Genomic DNA, 20,059 nt, shown 5'->3' with positions numbered 1-20,059 from the left:
GCCCGCACCCGGTATTTTGACAGCTTAGAACTTGGCCGTCACGTTGGCGTACAGGCGGCGACCGAAATAGTCATACGCGCTGTACAGCTGCGAGTTGCCGATACGGCTGTAGTAACCAGCCGAGATCGACGGCGGATAGGTGTCGAAGATGTTGTCCACACCCACCGTCAGCTTGTACTTGTCCAGCTTCACCGAGATCGACGCCTTGTGCAGGAAGTAATCCGGCGTGGCGAAGTTGTAGATCGAGGTCGCGGGATCTTCCTCGAGGTACTCGTAGCTGCTCTGGCCCTGAACATAGGACACGCCATAGAAGAACGAGAACTTCTTGTACTTCAGCGTGGCATTCAGTTCACCCGTCCACTTGGGATACTGCAGCGTGCCGTTGTATTCGGTCGGTGCCTGATCCTCGAACAGCTGGAACTTCTGCGAGGTGTAGCGGCTGGCCTGCGCCTCCAGCGTCAACCCCACCGCGCCAAAGTCGCGCTTGTAGGTCATCTGGATGTCAAAGCCCTTCACCCACTGGTTCGACAGGTTGATATAGCTGTCATTGACGGTCAGCTGGTTGTTGGTCGAATTGCGGCTGACCAGACGGCAATAGGTGGCCTGCGCCGTGCCGAAATTCTGATCGTCATAGCAGTTGCGCAGGATGTACGAATAGCCAGCCTTGTCGACGGCGTTCGAGATCTTGATGCTGTAGTAATCGACCGACAGCTTGAGCGAACCGACCGAGGAAGGCAGTTCAGGCTGCAACACGATGCCCGCCGTGAAGTTCGACGAGGTTTCCGCCTTCAACCCAGCAGCCTGACCGCCCAGCGTGTTGACGCGGATCGAGCTGGTCTGGTTGAAACCAGCCGGCAGGCCCTGCGACAAGCAGTTCTGGTAACGGGTCGGGTTCGACACCATCAGCGCTTCGTAGTTGTTGCAAGGGTCGTTGGTCGCGGAAACAAAGCCCGCGATCGCGCCCTGGAACTGTTCCTTCAGGCTGGGCGCGCGGAACGAGGTGCCATAGGTGGTGCGCAGCGACAGCCACTTCACCGGCGAATAGGTCCCGTTCAGCTTGTAGGTCCAGCCCGAACCATACGAGCGATAGTCGCTCATGCGGGCCGAGGCGTTCAGCGTCAGGTCTTCAAAGAAGGGCTTGTTGCGGATCAGCGGAATTTCCACCTCGGCAAAGGCCGAGAACAGACGGTCCGAACCGCGCGTGATCGCCGAGGTCGAGTAGTTCCACAGGTTGCTGTTGATGCTCTCGGACGAGGGCGTATCGTTGATCTTCATCCACGAATAGTCGACGCCGATGGCGCTCTTGACCGGGCCGAACGGGGCCTGGATCAGCGTGCCGTCCAAGGTCAGCGAGTTGGTGTAATAGTCATAGGTCGTCGTGCCATAGACATCGGCCATGACAAAGTTCAGCCAGTTCTGCGGCACCTGACCCATCAGCACGCCCGAAGTCAGCGCGGGCGCGGCCACGCAGCCATTGGCCGTGTTGACGCAATTATACCCACCCGAACCGTTCGACACGACATACAGCGACTGGGCCAGACGATCGATCAGGAACTGCTGCGACCAATATTTGCCCGACGAGCGGCTGTAGCCGAAATAGGCGTCATAGCGCCAATCGCCCACGCCCGTCTGACCCTTGATGCCGCCATCAGCGCGGAAATATTCCACCTGCTGACGGTTGCTGGTCAGGCCAAAGCCGGTAAAGGCGCGCACGCCGGTGCCCGAGGTCGGGTTGATCGCCGAGGTGCCAGCCGCCGAATAGAAGGTCGAGAACGCGAGGTTCGTCGGGATCAGCGGGCTGCCCTTGGGATAGTCGATCGTCAGCTGACGGTAGGATTCCTGATTGGAATCGCGCTTGTTGACCAGCACGCTGAAATAGAGCTCGGCATTGCCCAGCGCCTGCAGGTCATAGCTGCCCGCCACCATGCCGGTGTACAGGTCCATTTCCGGCACGATCGGTTCCTGCAACATGCGCGGATCGAACGTGTCGCGCACCGCCAGCGACACGCCCGTGCCGCCCACGCCTTCCCAACCGGCGATGCCGGTGGTCACCGAAGAATTGGGACGCCAGCGGTTAAAGCGGGTCAGCGTGCCGGTGCCGGTCGCGCCCACGCCCGTGGCGGTGCTGGTGCCGATGGTGTTGATCGTCACGCCGTCGGTGCCGCTGCCCGTGATGGTATAGCACTTGGGCGCGCCGGTGCGCGGATCGATCGTTTCGGCGCCCTGCAGGAAGCCATCGGTCTGGCACAGCGCCCAGGGTTCATCCCCCACGGTCAGCTTGCTCTGATGCGTCCAGGCAAACGAGGCGACCAGGCTGAAGCGGTCCGAGCTGAACCCGCCCGAAACGTTGAGCTGACCCGTACCGCCCGCGCCGTTCATCGTCATCGAGTTCGAGCCCGACAGCTCAAAGCCCTTCATGCGCTTCTTGGTCACGACGTTGACAACGCCGGCCACCGCGTCCGAACCATAGATCGACGAGGCGCCATCGCGCAGCACTTCGATACGGTCGATGATGCCCATGCCGGGCAGCACGTTCAGGTCGACCGCCTCAACCCCGCCCTGCACGCCCGCGGGCGCCAGACGGTGGCCGTTCAGCAGCACCAGCGTGCGCGTCGCGCCCAGACCGCGCAGGCCCAGCGTGTTCACACCCGGACCGCCATCCACCACATAGCCCGAATAGGCGCTGGTGATCTGCGAGTTGCCGCCGGTGATGGCGTTGCTTTGCAGCACGGCCGTGGCCGTGGTCTGGCCCTGATCCAGCTTTTCGTTGGTGGTGATGATGGTGATCGGCGCGGCAGAGTTGAAATTGGTGCGGCGCAGGCGCGAACCCACGACGACGATCGTCTCCTCCGCCGCGCTGGTGGGCGCGGCGGCGGGCGCGGCCACCGGCGCGGCATCCTGCGCCATGGCCGTTGCGGACAACCCCAGCGCGACGCTCAGCGCCGCTGCCGAAGTAAAGAACACAGTCTTGGTCATCAAAACCCCCTTGATCGGTTGTTCCATCGCTGGCCCAGCCAGCAATCCAGACATCGCCTCCGTTCTCCTCCTGTCGGGGTGGACAACCACCACTCCGGCAGGCTCCCCTGTTCGGGAGGCAGTGTCAGATGGGCCGAGCATATGTGCTACTGACACGTTTGCAAGTGACACAAAGCGGAAACATGACGCTGGCTCAGCAATTCGGGAAAAGGCATTTTTGAGTCAAAAACCTAAACGACTCTACGCAAGCATCTGGCACTAAACGATTTTTCGATTTAAACCCGTTTCGGCCGGAATTTTCAGACAGAGCAGCAAGGGCGTCCTTGGCAAAACGATCGCATCACATCGCATCGCAGCAGCGATCTGCGGCCAATTTCTGGAATGAAAAAGTCATGAAATTTACATTGATGTCATCTCGTTCGGTGCAGGCAAAAATTTCATAATGTTGCATGAATTTGACATATTCGATCAAAATGTCGCAACACCGCCACAAACCCACACACCGCCCCCTGCGGCGGCAACACCGCGCAGCCAGACACATTGTGGCAGTTGCGCAACAGAGGCGAAGTTTTTGCGCGCCGCTCCGCCAGCGCCCTCGCCACCCCCTGTCCGCCTGGCGGCCATCGGCTGTTCGCAGCGCGAGCAAAGCTTGCAAAACCGCGGTTGCGCGCGCAAAGGCGGGGCATAGCAGCCAATCGCCTCGTCATGGCCAGCGCTTGCGGCCCAACCTCCGCAAGGCCCCATGCCACAGGCGCGTGACCGGGCCGGACCTACGGTTCCCGGCACATCCAGAACGATCCGGGGCATTCAGTGGCAACCATCAGGGACGTGGCAAAAGCGGCAGGCGTTTCGGTCAAGACCGCCTCTCGCGTGTTGAACAATCAACAGACGGTGCGATCCTATCTGCGCGCGCGGGTGGAGCAGGCGATCGCCGACCTGAACTATGCCCCCAGCATGGCCGCGCGCCAATTGGCCAGCCAGCGATCCTATATCATCGGGCTGATCGTGCCGCGCGCGGGGGTGGGCTATTTGCCCCGGCTGATCTCCACCCTGTCGGTGGTCTGCCGCGAGATGGGGTTCCAGCTGATCACCGAAGCGGTCGAGAATGGCGACAAGATGGACGCCTTTGCCCGCAAGACGCATTTCGCCTTCCGGCCCGACGCGATCATCCTCTCGCCGCGCTATGCCGATGATCCCGACCTGTTGACCCGGTTCGAGGCCGAGGGCATCCCGCTGGTGCGCCTGTCGGGCAGCGATGAGTCCTATGGCACGGTGCTGCACATCCCCGACGCGCCGGGGGCGGCGGACATGACGCGCCATCTGATCGGCCTGGGCCATCGCCGCATCGGGCTGATCGCCATGCCGCCGGTCAACCGCACCGCGCGCGAGCGTTATCAGGGCTATATCGAGGCCCTGACCGAGGCGGGCATTGCCGTCGATCCTGATCTGGTCGTCTATGGCGACTATTCCTACCAGTCGGGCGGAGAGGCGATCACCCGGCTGATGGCGCTGTCGGAACGGCCCACGGCGGTCTTTGCCACCAGCGACACGATGGCCACCGGCGCGCAGGCACAGGCACAGCGGCTGGGCTTTCGCGTGCCAGAGGATGTGGCGATTGCCGGATATGACGATTCGCCCGTGGCGCGGGCCTGTTTTCCGCCGATCACCTCGATCAGTTTCCCCCTGACCGACATCGCGCGGGCGGCGGCGCAACTGGCGATCACCGGCGAATGCGCCCCCCTGCCCAACCGGCGTGAAGTGATCGCGCGCGGATCAACCACCGGCGACCGTCAGCCCAGCGAAGACCCCTACGGGTTCTAAAACGCCGGGGTCGGCCATGATGCAAAAAGGGCGCGCCCGGCAAGGACGCGCCCTTTTGTGTGGCCCATGTCGTTTGGCCAATTGCCGGCGGGGTGTTCAGCCCTCGTCCCCCATGCGCAGCGCGGCGATGAAGGCCTCCTGCGGGATCTGGACGCTGCCATATTCGCGCATCCGGGCCTTACCCTTCTTCTGCTTTTCCAGCAGCTTCTTCTTGCGCGTGATGTCGCCGCCGTAACATTTGGCGGTCACGTCCTTGCGCATGGCGGCGATGGTTTCACGCGCGATCACCTTGCCACCGATGGCCGCCTGAATGGGGATCTTGAACAGGTGGCGCGGGATCAGGTCCTTCAACCGCTCGCACATGTGGCGGCCGCGATCCTCGGCCACGCCACGGTGGACGATCATGCTCAGCGCGTCGACCGGCTCGTTGTTGACCAGAATGCCCATCTTGACCAGATCACCCTCACGCAGGCCGATCTGTTCATAGTCAAAGCTGGCATAGCCACGGCTGATCGACTTCAACCGGTCATAGAAATCGAACACCACCTCGTTCAGCGGCAATTCGTAATTCACCTGCGCGCGGCCACCGACATAGGTCAGGCCGGTCTGGATACCACGGCGGTCCTGACACAGCTTCAGGATGGAGCCCAGATATTCGTCGGGGGTATAGATGGTGGCCTTGATCCACGGCTCGTCGATCTGCTCGATGCGGCTGGGATCGGGGTAATCGGCGGGATTGTGCAGATAGATCTCGCCCTCTTCCTCGGTCCGGCTGGCGCGCAGCTGGATGCGATAGACCACGCTGGGCGCGGTGGTGATCAGGTCCAGATCATATTCGCGGCTCAGGCGCTCCTGGATGATTTCCAGATGCAGCAGGCCCAGAAAACCGCAGCGGAAGCCAAAGCCCAGCGCGGCGGACGTTTCCATTTCAAAGCTGAAGGACGCATCGTTCAACCGCAGCTTGGCGATGCTCTCGCGCAGCTTTTCAAAATCGGCCGCGTCCACCGGGAACAGCCCGCAGAACACCACCGGCTGCACTTCCTTGTACCCCGGCAAAGCCTCGGTCGCGCCGGCCTTCACGGTGGTGATCGTGTCACCCACCTTGGCGGTCTCGACCTCCTTGATCTGGGCCGTGATGAAACCGATCTCGCCCGGCCCCAGCTCGGCCAGTTCCTCGCGCTTGGGCGTGAAACAGCCCACGCGGTCGACCAGATGCTCGGTGCCGCCGGCCATGAACTTGACGTTCAGGCCCTTTTTGATGACGCCATCGATGACGCGCACCAGAATGACAACGCCCAGATAGGGGTCGTACCATGAATCCACCAGCATCGCCTTGAGGGGCGCGTTGCGCTCCCCCTTGGGCGCGGGGATCTTGGCAACCACGGCGTCCAGAATTTCCTCGATGCCGATGCCGCTCTTGGCGCTGGCCAGCACCGCCTCGGACGCGTCCAGACCGATCACTTCCTCGATCTCGGCCTTGACCTTTTCCGGCTCGGCGGCGGGCAGGTCGATCTTGTTGATCACCGGCACGATCTCGTGGTCATGCTCGATCGACTGATAGACGTTGGCCAGCGTCTGCGCCTCAACGCCCTGCGCCGCGTCCACCACCAGCAGCGCGCCCTCGCACGCCGCCAATGACCGCGACACCTCATAGGCAAAGTCGACGTGGCCGGGCGTGTCCATCAGGTTCAACTCATAGGTCTCACCGTCCTTGGCCTTGTAATGCAGGCGGACGGTCTGAGCCTTGATGGTGATCCCGCGCTCTTTCTCGATGTCCATGTTGTCCAGCACCTGCGCGCTCATCTCGCGCTCGGTCAGGCCGCCGGTGTACTGGATCAGGCGATCGGCCAGCGTGCTTTTGCCGTGGTCGATGTGGGCGATGATGGAGAAATTGCGGATCTTGGACTGTTCGGTCATCGGGCGGCTTTGGCTATCACTCTGCGCGCGGGAAAGGGACAGGCCGGATGGCCGCCCGCGCAAGCCTGCCCCGTTAGCAGCCGTTGGCCCTGCTGTCCAATGCAGGCTGCACGCCGGCGGCCAATACCGGCCCCACGCCGCGCGTCAGACCGCGCGCCGTTTGGCCTCGGCCGGGGCGTTGCGGTCCAGCACGCGCTGAGGCACGATCGTCCCGCTTTCGTCAAAGGCCATCGGCTCCAGAAAGGCGACACCCGTGCGGCCATATTTGCTCCACCGCACAACCACCTGCACCACCATGTCCTCTGACATTTCCAGATTGGCTTCCAGCCCGATGGGCACATCCAGCAAGCCTTCGAACATCGCGCCCGTGGACGAGATGTTGCGGATCGTCACCGGATAGCGTTCGCCATCCGATTCCAGATTGACCTTGCGCAGCATGCTGCGGCGCACCGGGCGCGCGGCGCGCGGGCCGCTGGCCACCATGCGCAGATCGCCCGCCGTGCGTTCGTCCGCCTCCAGCCGGGTCAGCGGCTTGGCATAGATATAGCCCTGCACATGGCTGCAACCCAGCGCCCGGACCAGTTCCAGCTCGTCCAGCGTCTCGACGCCCTCGGCAGTGGTTTCCATGCCCAGCGCATCGGCCAGACTGACGATGGCCGCGATGATCGCGCTGTTGCGGTTGCCTGCCATGGTCGCGCCGCGCACAAAGCCCTGATCGATCTTGATCTTGTCGAAGGGCGCCTTTTGCAGATAGCCGAGCGAGGAATAGCCCGTGCCGAAATCATCCAGCGCCAGACGCACGCCAATGCGTTTCAGCGCGGTGAACATCGCGTCGGTGTCGGCGCTGTCGTTCAGGAACACGCTTTCGGTGATTTCCAGCTCCAGCCGCGCCGGATCCACCTGGGCCGCGGCCAGCGCGTTGGTGACGATGCCGGGCAGCGACGGGTTGGCAAATTGCAGCGGCGAGACATTGACCGCCACGCGCACGCTCTCGGGCCAGCGCGACAGGTCGTGACAGGCGGTGCGCAACGCCCATTCGCCGATGGGCGCGATCAGGCCGCAATCCTCGGCAATCGGCACGAATTTGGCCGGAGACAGTCGGCCCAGACGCGGGTGATTCCAGCGCAACAGCGCCTCGAAACCGGTGATCTTTTCGGTGCCGGTGTGCACCACCGGCTGATAATGCAGCTCCAGCCCGCCATGGCTCAACGCCTCGCGCAGGTCATGCTCCAGCTGGCGGCGCTCCTCGGCGTCCGAATGCAGGTCCTCGGCATAGAAGTGGTGGCAGCCGCGCCCGCGATCCTTGGCCGCATACAGAGCCAGATCGGCGTTGCGGATGACATCCTCGCTGGTCATGCCATCGTCGGGCGACAGGGCGATGCCCACGCTCGCGCCGATCACCACGCGTTTGTCATCAATCGAATAGGGCTGCGACAGGTTGCCAATGATCCGGTCGGCCAGCGCGGCCAGTTGTTCGCGCGCGATGCGGCCGGGCAGGATCACCTGAAACTCGTCCCCGCCCAGACGGCCAACGCGGCCCATGTCGCCCACGGTGTTCTGCAACCGGTTGGCCACCTGTTTCAACAATGCGTCCCCGGCCGGGTGGCCCATGGTGTCGTTCACATGCTTGAACCGGTCCAGATCCAGCAGGAACACGGCGCAATCGCGGTGGTCGATCTTGGGCGCGGTCAGGATCTTTTCCAGCGACTGGCTCATCTGGAACCGGTTGGCCAGCCCGGTCAGCGAATCGAAATGAGCAAGGCGCGTGGCATGCTGCTCGCTGCGGCGCTGTTCGGTCAGGTCGCTGCCCGCACCGCGAAAGCCCAGGAAATTGTTGAACGCATCATAGGCCGGGCGCCCGGTGACCGACCACCAGCGCTCCTCGACCTGGGTGGCGGCGCGCACCGCCACGTCCTGAAACGGCGATCGCGCCGTCAGGTGGAATTGCAGCGTGCGCTCACCCTCGGCGCAGCCATTGCCGTCCAGCACGAACAGATCGGTCAGGGGGCGGCCCTGCAGGCTGTCGGCCTCGCGGTTCAATTGCTTGTAAATATGCGGCGAGACATAGGTCAGCAGGCCCTGCCGGTCGGTTTCCCAGAACCAGCCCAGACCAGCCAGTTCGAAGTCGGCCAGGAATTCCTCTGCGCGCAATTGCTTGCGCCGCTTTTCACGCAGCTCGGCCTGCGCCGCACGGTCCAGACGGGCCTGATGGATGGTGGCGATTGCCCCCACCACCCCGCCAAAGAACAGCGTGATCACCGCCCCGGCCGACCCGGAACACAGCACCGGCACGCTCCACAGCGCAACCGTGGCCAGCACCAGCGAGAGCATCCGCCCCGACAGCGCTACCGAAGCCACCAGCCCGACCACCAGCAATTGCCCGGCCAGTTCCAGCGAATCGAGCACCTCGCGGTTGGCCTGCCACACCACCAGCCCCGCGCCAAACAGCACCATCGGCAGCGCCACACCAGCCACCAGCGCCATGTACCGCATCGCCGCCGACCGCTTGGACGAGCGCTCGAACCGCACAAACAGCGGGCCACAGGCCGAGACCGTGATCGCCAACGCCAACAGCGCGGTGGCCATCACGCCGGGCAGGTGCATCTCGTTCAGCGCCAGCAGGGCAATCGCCATGCCCATCGCGGGCGAGGTCATCGCCCAGCCTTCGGAGATGAAGAAATAGCCCGGATAGGGTTCGGCCATGCGGGAATCGGCATCCGAGCGCCGCCGCAGCCGCGCGATATCCACGCCGGGCAGCGGCACGGGCGAGCTGTCCTTGCGACGCTCGACCACCACACCTGTCGCTCCGTCCAGAGCCTGCGCGCCCTGGGCCGTACTGCCCCGTCTTGCCATGAACACTAAGCCCGTTTCGCACGTATAAAAAATGGACACCGGGATAATGCCAGAGGGCTGTTTGAAATTGGGTTAATTGTCAGCCATGTCAATGCGCCGAACGGACGCAAATATGCTTGCCAGCGGGAGAAAACAGGTATGTTCTGACCAAAAGGGCCGGTTACGGCAACATATCAGGGCCGGTGACGGCTGCCGGCCATCCATGCGGGAGAAATGGGTGATGCTGCATATCGCGGTGATCGGTTCGGGACCGGCGGGCTATTACACCGCCGAGGCCGCGCAAAAGCGCTGGGGCGATGCGGTGCGGGTGGACATCTTTGATCGCCTGCCCGTGCCCTACGGCCTGATTCGCACCGGCGTTGCCCCCGATCACCAATCGATCAAAGGTGTCGCCCGCCGCTATGAGGCCGTGGCCCTGACCGACAATGTGCGCTTTATCGGCCATGTGGCGGTGGGGCATGATGTCGCGGTCGCCGAATTGCAGGGGCTGTATGACGCGGTGGTGCTGGCCACAGGCGCGCCGGCCGACCGGCCCTTGGCGCTGCCGGGGGCGGATCTGGGCAATGTCTTTGGCAGCGCGGGCTTTGTCGGGTGGTACAACGGCCATCCGCAATATGCGGCGCTGAACCCGGATCTGTCGGGTGGCCATGCCGTGGTGATCGGCAATGGCAATGTGGCGCTGGATGTGGCGCGCATTCTGGCCAAAACGCCCGACGAATTTGGCGGATCGGACATCGTGGCCCATGCGCTGGACGCGCTGAAGGCTTCGGGCATCAGCGGGGTGACGATATTGGGGCGGCGCGGGCCGCATCAGATCGCCATGACGCCCAAGGAGCTGGGCGAGCTGGCCCATCTGGCGCGGGGTGGGCCGGTGGTCGATGTCGCCGACCTGCCCGACCCGGCACAGGACGCCGGGCTGGAGCCGGGGTTGCGCAAATCGGTCGCGCTGTTGCGCGGCTTTGCCGCAGAGGCGGGCGGGGCGCGGGATTTCCCAATCACGTTCGATTTCTTTGCCGCGCCGCGCGCGCTGAACGGCGATGGGCAGGTGGCCTCCGTGACTGTGGAGCGCACAAGGCTGGACGCGGACGGCAATGCCATCGCCACGGGCGAAACCTATGAGATCGCGGCCGCGCTGGTGGTCTCGTGCATTGGCTATCAGACCACGCCCATCGCGGGGGTGCCCTATGACACGCGCGCCGGGCGTTTTGCCAATGTCGATGGGCGGGTCGCGCCGGGGATGTATTGCGTCGGCTGGGCGCGGCGGGGGCCATCAGGGACGATCGGCACCAACCGGCCCGACGGCTTTGCCATCATCGACCGCATTGCCGAAGATGTCGAGGCGGGCGTGTTGTCGGCGGGCAGCGGCAAGCCGGGCCGCGCCGGGTTCGAGGCATTGGCCGCATCGCGCGGGCTGGATTTCGTGACGTTCCGCGACTGGCAAAAAATCGACGAGGCCGAGGTGGCCCGCGCCCGCGATGGCGCCCCGCGTGAGAAATTCGTGGATGTGGGCGCGATGCGCGGGGCCGCGGGCAAGGAATGACACGCGGCCCCGCCCGCAAAGTATGACGCGCAAATAGGAAAGGCCCGGCCACCCACATGGGAAGCCGGGCCTGATCCTGTGGCCAGAGCCGCGCGCGATTACTCGGCGGCGGGTTCCTCGGCGGCCTTCTTCTTGGCCGGAGCCTTCTTCTTGGGAGCGGCCTCAGCGGCTTCCTCGCCCTCGGCGGCTTCAGCCTTCTTCTTGGGCGCGGCCTTCTTCTTGGGCGCGGCTTCGGCGGCGTCAGCCTTGGCGCTGGTGTCCTCGGCTTCGATCGCGGCCTGCAGCTCTTCCTTGGTCACTTCCTTTTCGGTGACTTCGGCCTTGTCAAACAGGAAGTCGACGACCTTTTCCTCGTACAGAGGGGCGCGCAGCTGGGCGGCCTGCGCCACCAGCATCTGCATTTCCTGCGCGGTGATTTCCACCCCGTTCTGCTGACCGATCTCGCTCAGCAGCAGGCCCAGACGGACGCGGCGCACGGCGATGGCGCGATAGTCGTCCTTCTCGGCCTCGATCTCGGCCAGAGCTTCCTCGGGGTTTTCCTCGCGCGAGGCTTCCTGGGTCAGCTGCTGCCAGATCTGGGCGAATTCGGCTTCGACCATGCTGGGGGGCACGTCAAAGTCATGACCTTCGGCCAGAACGTCCAGCAACTGGCGCTTCATCTGGGTGCGGGTCTGGCCAGCCGTTTCCTGCTCCAGCTGACCGCGCAGCAGGCCCTTGAGCTGCTCCAGATCAGTCAGGCCCAGCGACTTGGCGAATTCGTCGTCGATGACGGTTTCGCCCGCGACCTTCACGGCGTGGACGGTGATGTCAAAGGTGGCTTCCTTGCCAGCCAGATTGGCGGCGGGATATTCGGCCGGGAAAGTCACGGTGATGACGCGGGTCTCGCCAGCCTTGGCGCCGACCAGCTGCTCTTCAAAGCCGGGGATGAAGCGGTTGGCGCCGATTTCCAGCGCCTGACCTTCGGCCGCGCCGCCGTCAAACGGCTCGCCGTCCAGCTTGCCCAGGAAGTCGATGGTCAGCTGGTCGCCGTTCTGGGCCTCGCGGCCTTCCTCGGCGTCGACAAAACGCTTGGCGTTCGAGGCGATGCGGGCGACCGCTTCGTCCACTTCGGCATCGGCCACCGGCACGGTCAGCTTGTCCAGCTTGAGACCGGTCAGGTCGGGCGCGGTGATCACCGGCAACACTTCCAAAGCGATGGTCAGGACAGCGTCCGAACCCTCGGCATAACCCTCGCCCAGGCTCACTTCGGGCTGGGTGGCGGGGCGGATCTGCTGATCGGCGACCAGCTTGTCCATGGCCTCGCGGATCGAGCCCGACAGCGCGTCCTGGTGGATCTGCGCGCCAAAGCGCTTCTTGACCAGATTCGCCGGGACCTTGCCGGGGCGGAAGCCGGGCAGCTGGACCTGCGGAGCGATCTTGGTCACCTCGCTCTCGACCTTCTCGGCGATCACAGAGGCGGGGATCGTCACCGTATAGGCGCGCTTCAGACCCTCGTTCGTGGTTTCGACAATCTGCATGGTATTGAAAACCTTCCCAATTCGCCGCCGCGCCGCGCCGGGGCCCAATGGCGGAGACTGGTGCGGGCGAAGGGAATCGAACCCCCACATCTTGCGATACTGGAACCTAAATCCAGCGCGTCTACCAGTTCCGCCACGCCCGCGTATGCGTCGAAGCTACAGAAATTCAGGGGGTGGCCCTTAGAGTGCTATGGCCAAAAGGGCAAGCGCCCCGAGGCAGAAATCCGCGCCACCCCACCCGAAACACCGCGTTTCAGCGTATGGAGGGGGCCGCAGCCGCCCCCTGCCCGCCCGCCAGCATCAGCCACATCCGCGCCCACCAGCCCGGCAAAGCGCCGTCCACAGCCCCGGCACGCGGCGCCAGATCGGCATATCCGGCGCAGTCCAGACAGGTCGCCTGCGCGCCCTGCACCGCGAACAGCGATTGCACATCGCGCGCCACGCGGGCCAGCGATTGTTGTTGCTGATACGCGATCGCCCCGGCCCAATCGCCGCTAATGCGCGCGTCGGCGCCGTCTTCACCCGCGTCCTCGTCCTCGTCCCCGCCCAGCCGTTTGAACAGCCCCGACAGGCCGCCCGCATTTTCGCCCAGATACAGCGCGTGCCATTCGCCATCCTTCAGCCGGGCCGCCTTGGCCGCCGCGTTCAGCGCCGCGTCCAGCCCGCCGATCTCGTCCACCAGACCGATGCGCTGGGCGGTCAATCCGTCCCACACGCGGCCTTGGGCGATGGCGTCGATCTCTTGCGGGGTTTTGTGGCGGGCGGCAGCCACCAGCCCCAGAAACCGGCCATAGCCCGATTCGATATTGGCCTGCAGCATCCCCTCGACCTCTGGCGAAAGGCCGGTCAGCACATCGGGCTGGCCCGACAGCGCGGTGGACCGCACCCCGTCGCCCTTGACGCCATAGGCGGCCAGCACCCGTTCAAAGCTGGGGATCACCGCAAAAATGCCGATCGAGCCGGTCACCGTGCCCGGCTGGGCAAAGATGCGCGTGGCGGGCGTCGACACCCAATAGCCGCCGCTGGCCGCGACATTGCCCATCGAAACAATGATCGGCAGGCCCTTTTTCTTGTGCCGCTCGATCGCGACGCGGATCGCCTCGGACCCATTGACCGAGCCGCCGGGCGAATCCACCCGTACAACCAGCGCGGCCAGATCCTTGTCCGCCGCGCGGTCGATCAACCGGGCGATGCGCGCGCCTCCGGCCTCACCGGGGCCTTCGCTGCCGTCAACAATGCCCCCCGCGATGGTCACCACGCCAATGGCACGGCCCGGCGTCTTTTCCGGGTTCGCCTTTAACCACGCCGCCAGCGAGGTATGGGCAAAGCTGCCGGGGCGCTGTTTGGCATCGTCGCCCCCGCCCACGATGCTGGCCACATGCGCGCCAAATTCGGCCCGCGTGCCGATGCGGTCGATCAGCCCGGCGGCCAGTGCCGCCTTGGCCGCATCGCCGCCCGATGCCTTGAACCAGCCCACCGGATCGCGCACCACCATGTCGATATTGGCGCGCGGGCGCGCCGTGGCCACATCGGCGCGCCATTGACCAAAGGTGGCGTCATACAAGGCCTTGCGCGCCTCGCGGCTGGGGTCGGACATGCCATCGCGCAGGAACGGCTCGATCGCGTCCTTGTAGGTGCCAACGCGATAGATATGGGCATTGACCTTCAGCCGGTCCAGCAGCCCGGCGTAATAGAGCCGCATGCCCCCCGGCCCCTGCAGCACCGCCCCGCCCAGCGGATCGACCCACGCCTGCGTCGCATGGGCGGCCAGTTGGATGCCATCGTCCCCCATCATCGTGCCAAACAGCAGTATCGGCTTTTTCGTCGCGCGGAAGCTGTCCATCGCCGCGCCGATCTCGGTCATGTGGACCAGACCGCCGCCTTCAAACTTGCTCAGGTCCAGCACCAAGGCCTTGACCTTGGCGTCGGTGGCCGCGCCGCGAATGGCGCGCAGCAAGTCACGCTGGGCGATTTCCTTGGGATTGTCGCCCGATTTGAGCGCCGCCAAAGGGTCGGTGTCATGCGGCTCCTCGACCACCACGCCGTCCATGCGGATCAGCAAGGCCCCCTCGCGCACCCTTGGTTCGGCCGGGCGCATTGTCAGCACGCCGTACAAAGCGCCGAAAAACAGCAGCATCGCCAACAGGACCAGCCCGTCCTTGATCGCGACCAGCCAGCGCCATACCTTGCGCGCGAAATCCATGGGTTTGTCCCTGTCCATGCACCCCGCCATCGGAGCGCCCGTCGCGCCCCTTAAAACACAAGTGGATTAGCCCGCAAAGTGGGCTTGAGCATCTGCCCACCGGGGCGTATGGGCCAGACCTTGATGACATCGCCACACAACACCAGCGCGGGCCCGTTTCCTTTGGGCGCCGCCGCTTTTCCGCACCGGGGCTTGCTGGGCATTGCCGGCCTTGCCCCGCACGAGATCCTGTTCCTGCTGGCCGAGGCCGAGCAATGGGTCGAGCTGAACCGTCAGCCAACCAAGCGCGTTGACCATCTGCACGGCCTGACGATCATCAACGCCTTTTTCGAGAACTCCACCCGCACGCTGCTGTCCTTCGAGATCGCGGGCAAGCGGCTGGGGGCCGATGTGGTCAACATGCAGGCCGCCACCAGCAGCGTGAAAAAGGGCGAGACGCTGATCGACACCGCCATGACGCTGAACGCGATGCGGGCGGACGCGATCGTCATCCGCCACGCCAGTTCGGGCGCGGTGCGGCTGATCTCGGAAAAGGTGGATTGCCCCGTGCTGAACGCGGGCGATGGCCAGCACGAGCATCCCACGCAGGCGCTGCTGGACGCGCTGACCATCCGCCACGCCCTGCGCGAAAAGGGGCTGGGCGAGAGCTTTGTCGGGCTGACGGTGGTGATCTGTGGCGACATCCTGCACAGCCGCGTGGCGCGGTCAAACATCCTGTCGCTGACGGCGCTGGGCGCCAATGTCCGCGTCTGCGCGCCCCCCGCCCTGATGCCGGCCGAGGTCGAGCAGATGCGCGTCACGCCCTTTTACGACTTCAACGCGGCGCTGAAGGGCGCCGATGTGGTGATGATGCTGCGCCTGCAAAATGAACGGATGCAGGGTCAGTTCATCCCCTCCCCACGCGAATACCGCCACCTGTACGGCCTGACGCTGGACCGGTTGGCGCTGGCCGCGCCGGGCGCTTTGGTGATGCACCCCGGCCCGATGAACCGCGGCATCGAGATCGATTCGAACGTGGCCGACATGCATATGAAAAACGGCGAAGGCCAAAGCCTGATCACCCGCCAGGTGGAAATGGGCGTGGCCGTGCGCATGGCCTGTCTGGAAGTGCTGACCCGCAAGGCGCGCAAGCTGGAGGGCTGGGACATGCCCGCCAACAACAAGGGAAGCTGGGCATGACCAAGGCGGCAGGACTGACGATCACCGGCGGCTTGCTGGTGGCCGCCGATGGCGCGCCGTTTCCGGGCGCGATCCGTTGTGAGGGCGACCGCATTGTCGCGCTGGGCGGCGATGTGGCGCCGCAGGACGGCGACCGGGTGGTGGATGCGGGCGGCAAATTGATCGCGCCGGGTCTGGTCGATCTGGGCGTCTTTGCCATTGATAAGCCGGCGTTTCATTTCGGCGGGATCACTCGCGCCGCGCTGATGCCCGATCAGAACCCGCCGCTCGATCGTTCCTCGACGGTGCGCTATGCGGCGCAAAGCGGCAAGCCCGATTTCTGGGTCCACCCGCTGGCCGCCGCGACACGCGGGCTGGACGGGACCGAACTGGCCGAAGTGGCGCTGATGCGGGACGCTGGCGCGCGGGCGGTGTCCACCGGGCGGCGCTGGATTGCCGATTCGGGCATCATGCTGCGCCTGTTGCGCTATTGCGCGATGCTGGATCTGGTGGTCGTCACCCATGCCGAGGATGGTGGCATCACCGGCAATGCGGTCGCCACCGCCAGCGAGATGGCGACCCGTCTGGGCCTGCCCTCTGCCCCGGCGCAGGCCGAGGCGCTGGCCGTCGCGCGCGACATCGCCCTGGCCGAGATGGCGGGCGCAAGGCTGCATGTCCGTCAGGTCACCACGGCGGCCGCGCTGGACCTGATCCGCGCCGCGCAAGGGCGTGGCGTGGCGGTGAGCGCCGGTGTGACGCCTGCGCATTTCATGCTGTCGGACACGGCACTGGCCGATTTCCGCACTTTCCTGCGCTTTTCCCCGCCGCTGCGTCAGGAGGCCGACCGCAAGGCGGTGATCGCCGCCATCGCCGACGGCACCATCAGCGTCATTTCCTCTGGCCACGACCCGCGCGGACCAGAGGACAAGCGCCTGCCCTTTGCCGATGCCGAGCCGGGCATGGCAGGGGCTGAAACGCTGTTGCCGCTGACGATGAATCTGGTGCGCGATGGGGTGATCGACATGGCCGCCGCCTTCCGCCTGATCGCCACCAACCCGGCGGCGCTGCTGGGCGTGGATGCGGGCGTGCTGACCGTGGGCGCACAGGCCGACATCGCCCTGATCGACGCCGACCGCCCGTGGATCGTCAGTTCGGACAAGATGGCGGCCCAAGCGGGCAACACGCCGTTTGACCGTCAGCCCATGCAGGGCCGCGTTCTGGCCCTGTGGAAGGGCGGGATGCAGGTGGTGTAAAGCCTTTTTCCGATCGTTCAGTATCGGAAAAAGGCGATTAGCCCGCGCGGCGCTTGAGCGTCGCTTTTCCGTTCGCGCCAGCTTGAACGGAAAAACGCACAAAACTCGGTAGGCCGGGCGGCGTTACGCCAGCCCGGCCACCAGTTCCAAAACGCGCGCCGCATGTTCGCGGCGGCAGATCAACAGGTCGGGCATATAGGTATCGGCCTGATTATAGACCAGCGGCGCGCCATCGATGCGGCTGCAATGCAGGCCATGCGCCAGCGCCACGGCCACCGGCGCGCAGCTGTCCCATTCATACTGTCCGCCCGAATGCAGATAGATGTCGGCCTCGCCCCGGATGATCGCCATCGCCTTGGCGCCGGCGCTGCCCATGGGCACCAGCTGCGCGTTCAGTTGTTCGGCCACGGCCACTGCCTGTGGCGCGGGACGGGTGCGGCTGACCACCATGCGCAGGGTTTGGGGCGCGGGCGGCACGGGCACGGGCGCATCGCTGCGGTACACCGCATCCGCGCCGGGCAATGCCACCGCGCCCAACGCCGCCACGCCATCCACCGCCAGCCCAACATGCACCGCCCAATCGGCGCGCTCCTCACCATATTCGCGCGTGCCGTCGACCGGATCGACAATCCACACGCGTGACTGGCTCAGACGCTGCGCATTGTCCTTTTCCTCTTCGGACAACAGGCCATCGTCGGGCCGCGCGCTGCGCAGGGCGTGGCACAGGAACTGGTTGGCGGTGGCGTCCCCCGCCTTGCCCAGTTCCTTGCCCGTGAACACCCCCGCCTGACGCACGGCGATCAGGATATCGCCCGCAACTTGCGCCAGATGGGCGGCCAGATCACCGTCCCGCGTCAGATCAACGGCCATGCGATCAGATCTCCGGCATCCAGTGGCCCAGCAGGCGGTCGACGATCATCTCGGCGGCGTCTTCGGCGCTCATGCGGGTGGTGTCGACGTGGATTTCGGGGTTTTGCGGCGCTTCATACGGGCTGTCGATGCCGGTAAAGTTCTTGAGAGCGCCCGAACGCGCCTTCTTGTACAGGCCCTTGACGTCGCGCGCCTCGGCCACGTCCAGCGGCGTGTCGATGAACACCTCGTTGAACTCACCCTCGGCCATCAGGCTACGCACCATCTCGCGCTCGGCGCGGAAGGGGCTGATGAAGGCGGTGATGACGATCAGGCCAGCGTCCGTCATCAGACGCGCCACCTCGCCCACGCGGCGGATGTTCTCGATGCGGTCGGCCTCGGTAAAGCCCAGATCCTTGTTCAACCCGTGGCGCACATTGTCGCCGTCCAGCAGGAAGGTGTGCTTGCCCAGCGCGTGCAGCTTCTTTTCGACCAGATTGGCGATGGTCGATTTGCCCGAACCCGACAGGCCGGTGAACCACAACAGCGCGCTCTTCTGGTGCTTTTGCTCGGCGCGGGCTTCACGCGTGACGTCCAGCGCCTGCCAATGCACGTTCTGCGCCCGGCGCAGGCTGAAATGCAGCATGCCGGCGCCAACCGTGCTGTTGGTGATCTTGTCGATCAGGATGAAACCGCCCAGTTGCCGGTTCTCGGCATAGGGTTCGAACACGATCGGCTTGTCGGTGGTAACCTCGGCCACGCCAATGGCGTTCAGCTCCAGCGTCTTGGCGGCGCAATGCTCCATCGTGTTGACGTTGATGGTGTATTTGGGCGCATGCACGGTGGCGGAGACCATCTGGCTGCCCAGTTTCAGCCAATAGGCGCGGCCCGGAATCAGCGCCGTGTCGGCCATCCACACAAGGCTGGCCTCGAACTGATCGGCCACCTGCGGCGGGGCATCGGACAGGGCGATGACATCGCCGCGCGAACAGTCGATCTCGTCGGCAAAGGTCAGCGTGACCGACTGGCCCGCGACCGCCTGATCCAGATCGCCATCGAGGGTAACGATGCGTTCGACCGTGCTGGTCTTGCCGCTGGGCAACACGCGGATCTCATCGCCCGGACGCACGCTGCCCGTGGCCACCTGCCCGGCAAAGCCGCGGAAATCCAGATTGGGGCGGTTGACCCATTGCACCGGCATACGGAACGGGCGGGCCAAATCGCGGGTGGTGTCGACCTCTACCGTTTCGAGATGATCGATCAGGCTGCGGCCGAAATAGGCGGGCGCGCGATACCACGGCGTGTTGTCCGACAGCGTGGTGATATTGTCGCCCATATAGCCGGAAATCGGCATGGCGACAAAGTTCTCGATCCCGATGCTGGTGGCAAAGGCGCGGTAATCGGCGACGATCTGGTCAAACCGTTCTTGGCTATAGTCCACCAGATCCATCTTGTTCACCGCCAGCACCAGATTGCGGATGCCGATCAGATGGGCGAGGAACGAATGGCGGCGGGTTTGCGTCAGCACGCCCTTGCGCGCATCGATCAGGATCACGGCCAGATCGGCGGTGGAGGCGCCCGTCACCATGTTGCGCGTGTATTGTTCATGGCCGGGGGTGTCGGCGACGATGAACTTGCGCTTTTCGGTGTTGAAGAAGCGATAGGCGACATCGATCGTGATGCCCTGCTCGCGCTCGGCGGCCAGACCGTCGACCAGCAGCGCGAAATCGATCCCGCCGGCCTGCGTGCCGACCTTCTTGGAATCGTTCTCCAGCGCGGCCAGCTGGTCTTCAAAGATCATCTTTGAATCATACAGCAGACGGCCGATCAGCGTCGATTTGCCATCGTCCACCGACCCGCAGGTGATGAAACGCAGCATCGTCTTGTGCTGATGCGTGTCCAGATAGGCGTCGATATCCTCGGCGATCAGGGAATCGACGACATACACGGGCTCGTTCGTGGTGTCGGTCAT

Annotated in this window: 11 protein-coding genes and 1 tRNA gene; 4 read left to right on the top strand and 8 right to left on the bottom strand. The window is 64.7% G+C overall.

The features are described from left to right. Positions 1 to 24: 24 nt before the first annotated feature. Complete coding sequence (locus GTZ99_RS01420) at positions 25 to 2,976, bottom strand: TonB-dependent receptor plug domain-containing protein (RefSeq protein WP_161716499.1); 2,952 nt, start codon at positions 2,974 to 2,976, stop codon at positions 25 to 27. Positions 2,977 to 3,804: 828 nt separating this feature from the next. On the opposite strand from GTZ99_RS01420, the gene GTZ99_RS01415 reads away from it, so the two are divergent. Continuing rightward, on the top strand, positions 3,805 to 4,797 hold the full coding sequence (locus tag GTZ99_RS01415; RefSeq protein ID WP_161716498.1) for a LacI family DNA-binding transcriptional regulator: 993 nt from the start codon (positions 3,805 to 3,807) through the stop codon (positions 4,795 to 4,797). Positions 4,798 to 4,893: 96 nt separating this feature from the next. Here GTZ99_RS01415 and lepA read toward each other — a convergent pair whose 3' ends face one another. Next, positions 4,894 to 6,714: a translation elongation factor 4 gene (gene lepA / locus GTZ99_RS01410; RefSeq protein ID WP_161716497.1), complete on the bottom strand. Its 1,821-nt coding sequence runs from the start codon at positions 6,712 to 6,714 to the stop codon at positions 4,894 to 4,896. 144 nt (positions 6,715 to 6,858) lie between these two features. Next, positions 6,859 to 9,567: an EAL domain-containing protein gene (locus GTZ99_RS01405; protein ID WP_161716496.1), complete on the bottom strand. Its 2,709-nt coding sequence runs from the start codon at positions 9,565 to 9,567 to the stop codon at positions 6,859 to 6,861. A 220-nt stretch (positions 9,568 to 9,787) separates the two neighbouring features. Here GTZ99_RS01405 and GTZ99_RS01400 point away from each other — a divergent pair, with 220 nt between their 5' ends. Continuing rightward, entirely contained in the window at positions 9,788 to 11,107 is a 1,320-nt protein-coding gene (locus GTZ99_RS01400; protein WP_161716495.1) for an FAD-dependent oxidoreductase, read from the top strand. A 98-nt stretch (positions 11,108 to 11,205) separates the two neighbouring features. On the opposite strand, the gene tig is transcribed toward GTZ99_RS01400, so the two are convergent. From tig to sppA, 3 genes are all read right to left on the bottom strand, one after another. Beyond that, complete coding sequence (gene tig / locus GTZ99_RS01395; protein ID WP_161716494.1) at positions 11,206 to 12,624, bottom strand: trigger factor; 1,419 nt, start codon at positions 12,622 to 12,624, stop codon at positions 11,206 to 11,208. Positions 12,625 to 12,682: 58 nt separating this feature from the next. After that, positions 12,683 to 12,767 (bottom strand) — tRNA-Leu (locus tag GTZ99_RS01390). 110 nt (positions 12,768 to 12,877) lie between these two features. Continuing rightward, on the bottom strand, positions 12,878 to 14,827 hold the full coding sequence (gene sppA, locus GTZ99_RS01385; protein WP_161716493.1) for a signal peptide peptidase SppA: 1,950 nt from the start codon (positions 14,825 to 14,827) through the stop codon (positions 12,878 to 12,880). Positions 14,828 to 14,950: 123 nt separating this feature from the next. Between sppA and GTZ99_RS01380 the strand changes: the two genes are divergently transcribed. After that, the gene (locus GTZ99_RS01380; RefSeq protein WP_161716492.1) at positions 14,951 to 16,006 is read left to right on the top strand and encodes an aspartate carbamoyltransferase catalytic subunit; all 1,056 of its coding nucleotides are present in this window, start codon (positions 14,951 to 14,953) and stop codon (positions 16,004 to 16,006) included. Further along, the gene (locus GTZ99_RS01375) at positions 16,003 to 17,238 is read left to right on the top strand and encodes a dihydroorotase (protein WP_161716491.1); all 1,236 of its coding nucleotides are present in this window, start codon (positions 16,003 to 16,005) and stop codon (positions 17,236 to 17,238) included. Before GTZ99_RS01380 ends, GTZ99_RS01375 begins: the two co-directional genes overlap by 4 nt. A gap of 123 nt (positions 17,239 to 17,361) precedes the next feature. Here the strand turns inward: GTZ99_RS01375 and GTZ99_RS01370 are convergent, their stop codons facing one another. Then, on the bottom strand, positions 17,362 to 18,108 hold the full coding sequence (locus GTZ99_RS01370; RefSeq protein ID WP_161716490.1) for a 3'(2'),5'-bisphosphate nucleotidase CysQ: 747 nt from the start codon (positions 18,106 to 18,108) through the stop codon (positions 17,362 to 17,364). A 4-nt stretch (positions 18,109 to 18,112) separates the two neighbouring features. Next, entirely contained in the window at positions 18,113 to 20,059 is a 1,947-nt protein-coding gene (gene cysN / locus GTZ99_RS01365; protein WP_161716489.1) for a sulfate adenylyltransferase subunit CysN, read from the bottom strand.

The sequence above is a fragment of the Novosphingobium ovatum genome, assembly GCF_009909235.1.
GTDB classification, from domain to species: Bacteria; Pseudomonadota; Alphaproteobacteria; order Sphingomonadales; family Sphingomonadaceae; genus Novosphingobium; species Novosphingobium ovatum.
Note: the sequence above shows the minus strand (reverse complement) of the source record. Positions and strands in the feature narration are given on the sequence as shown.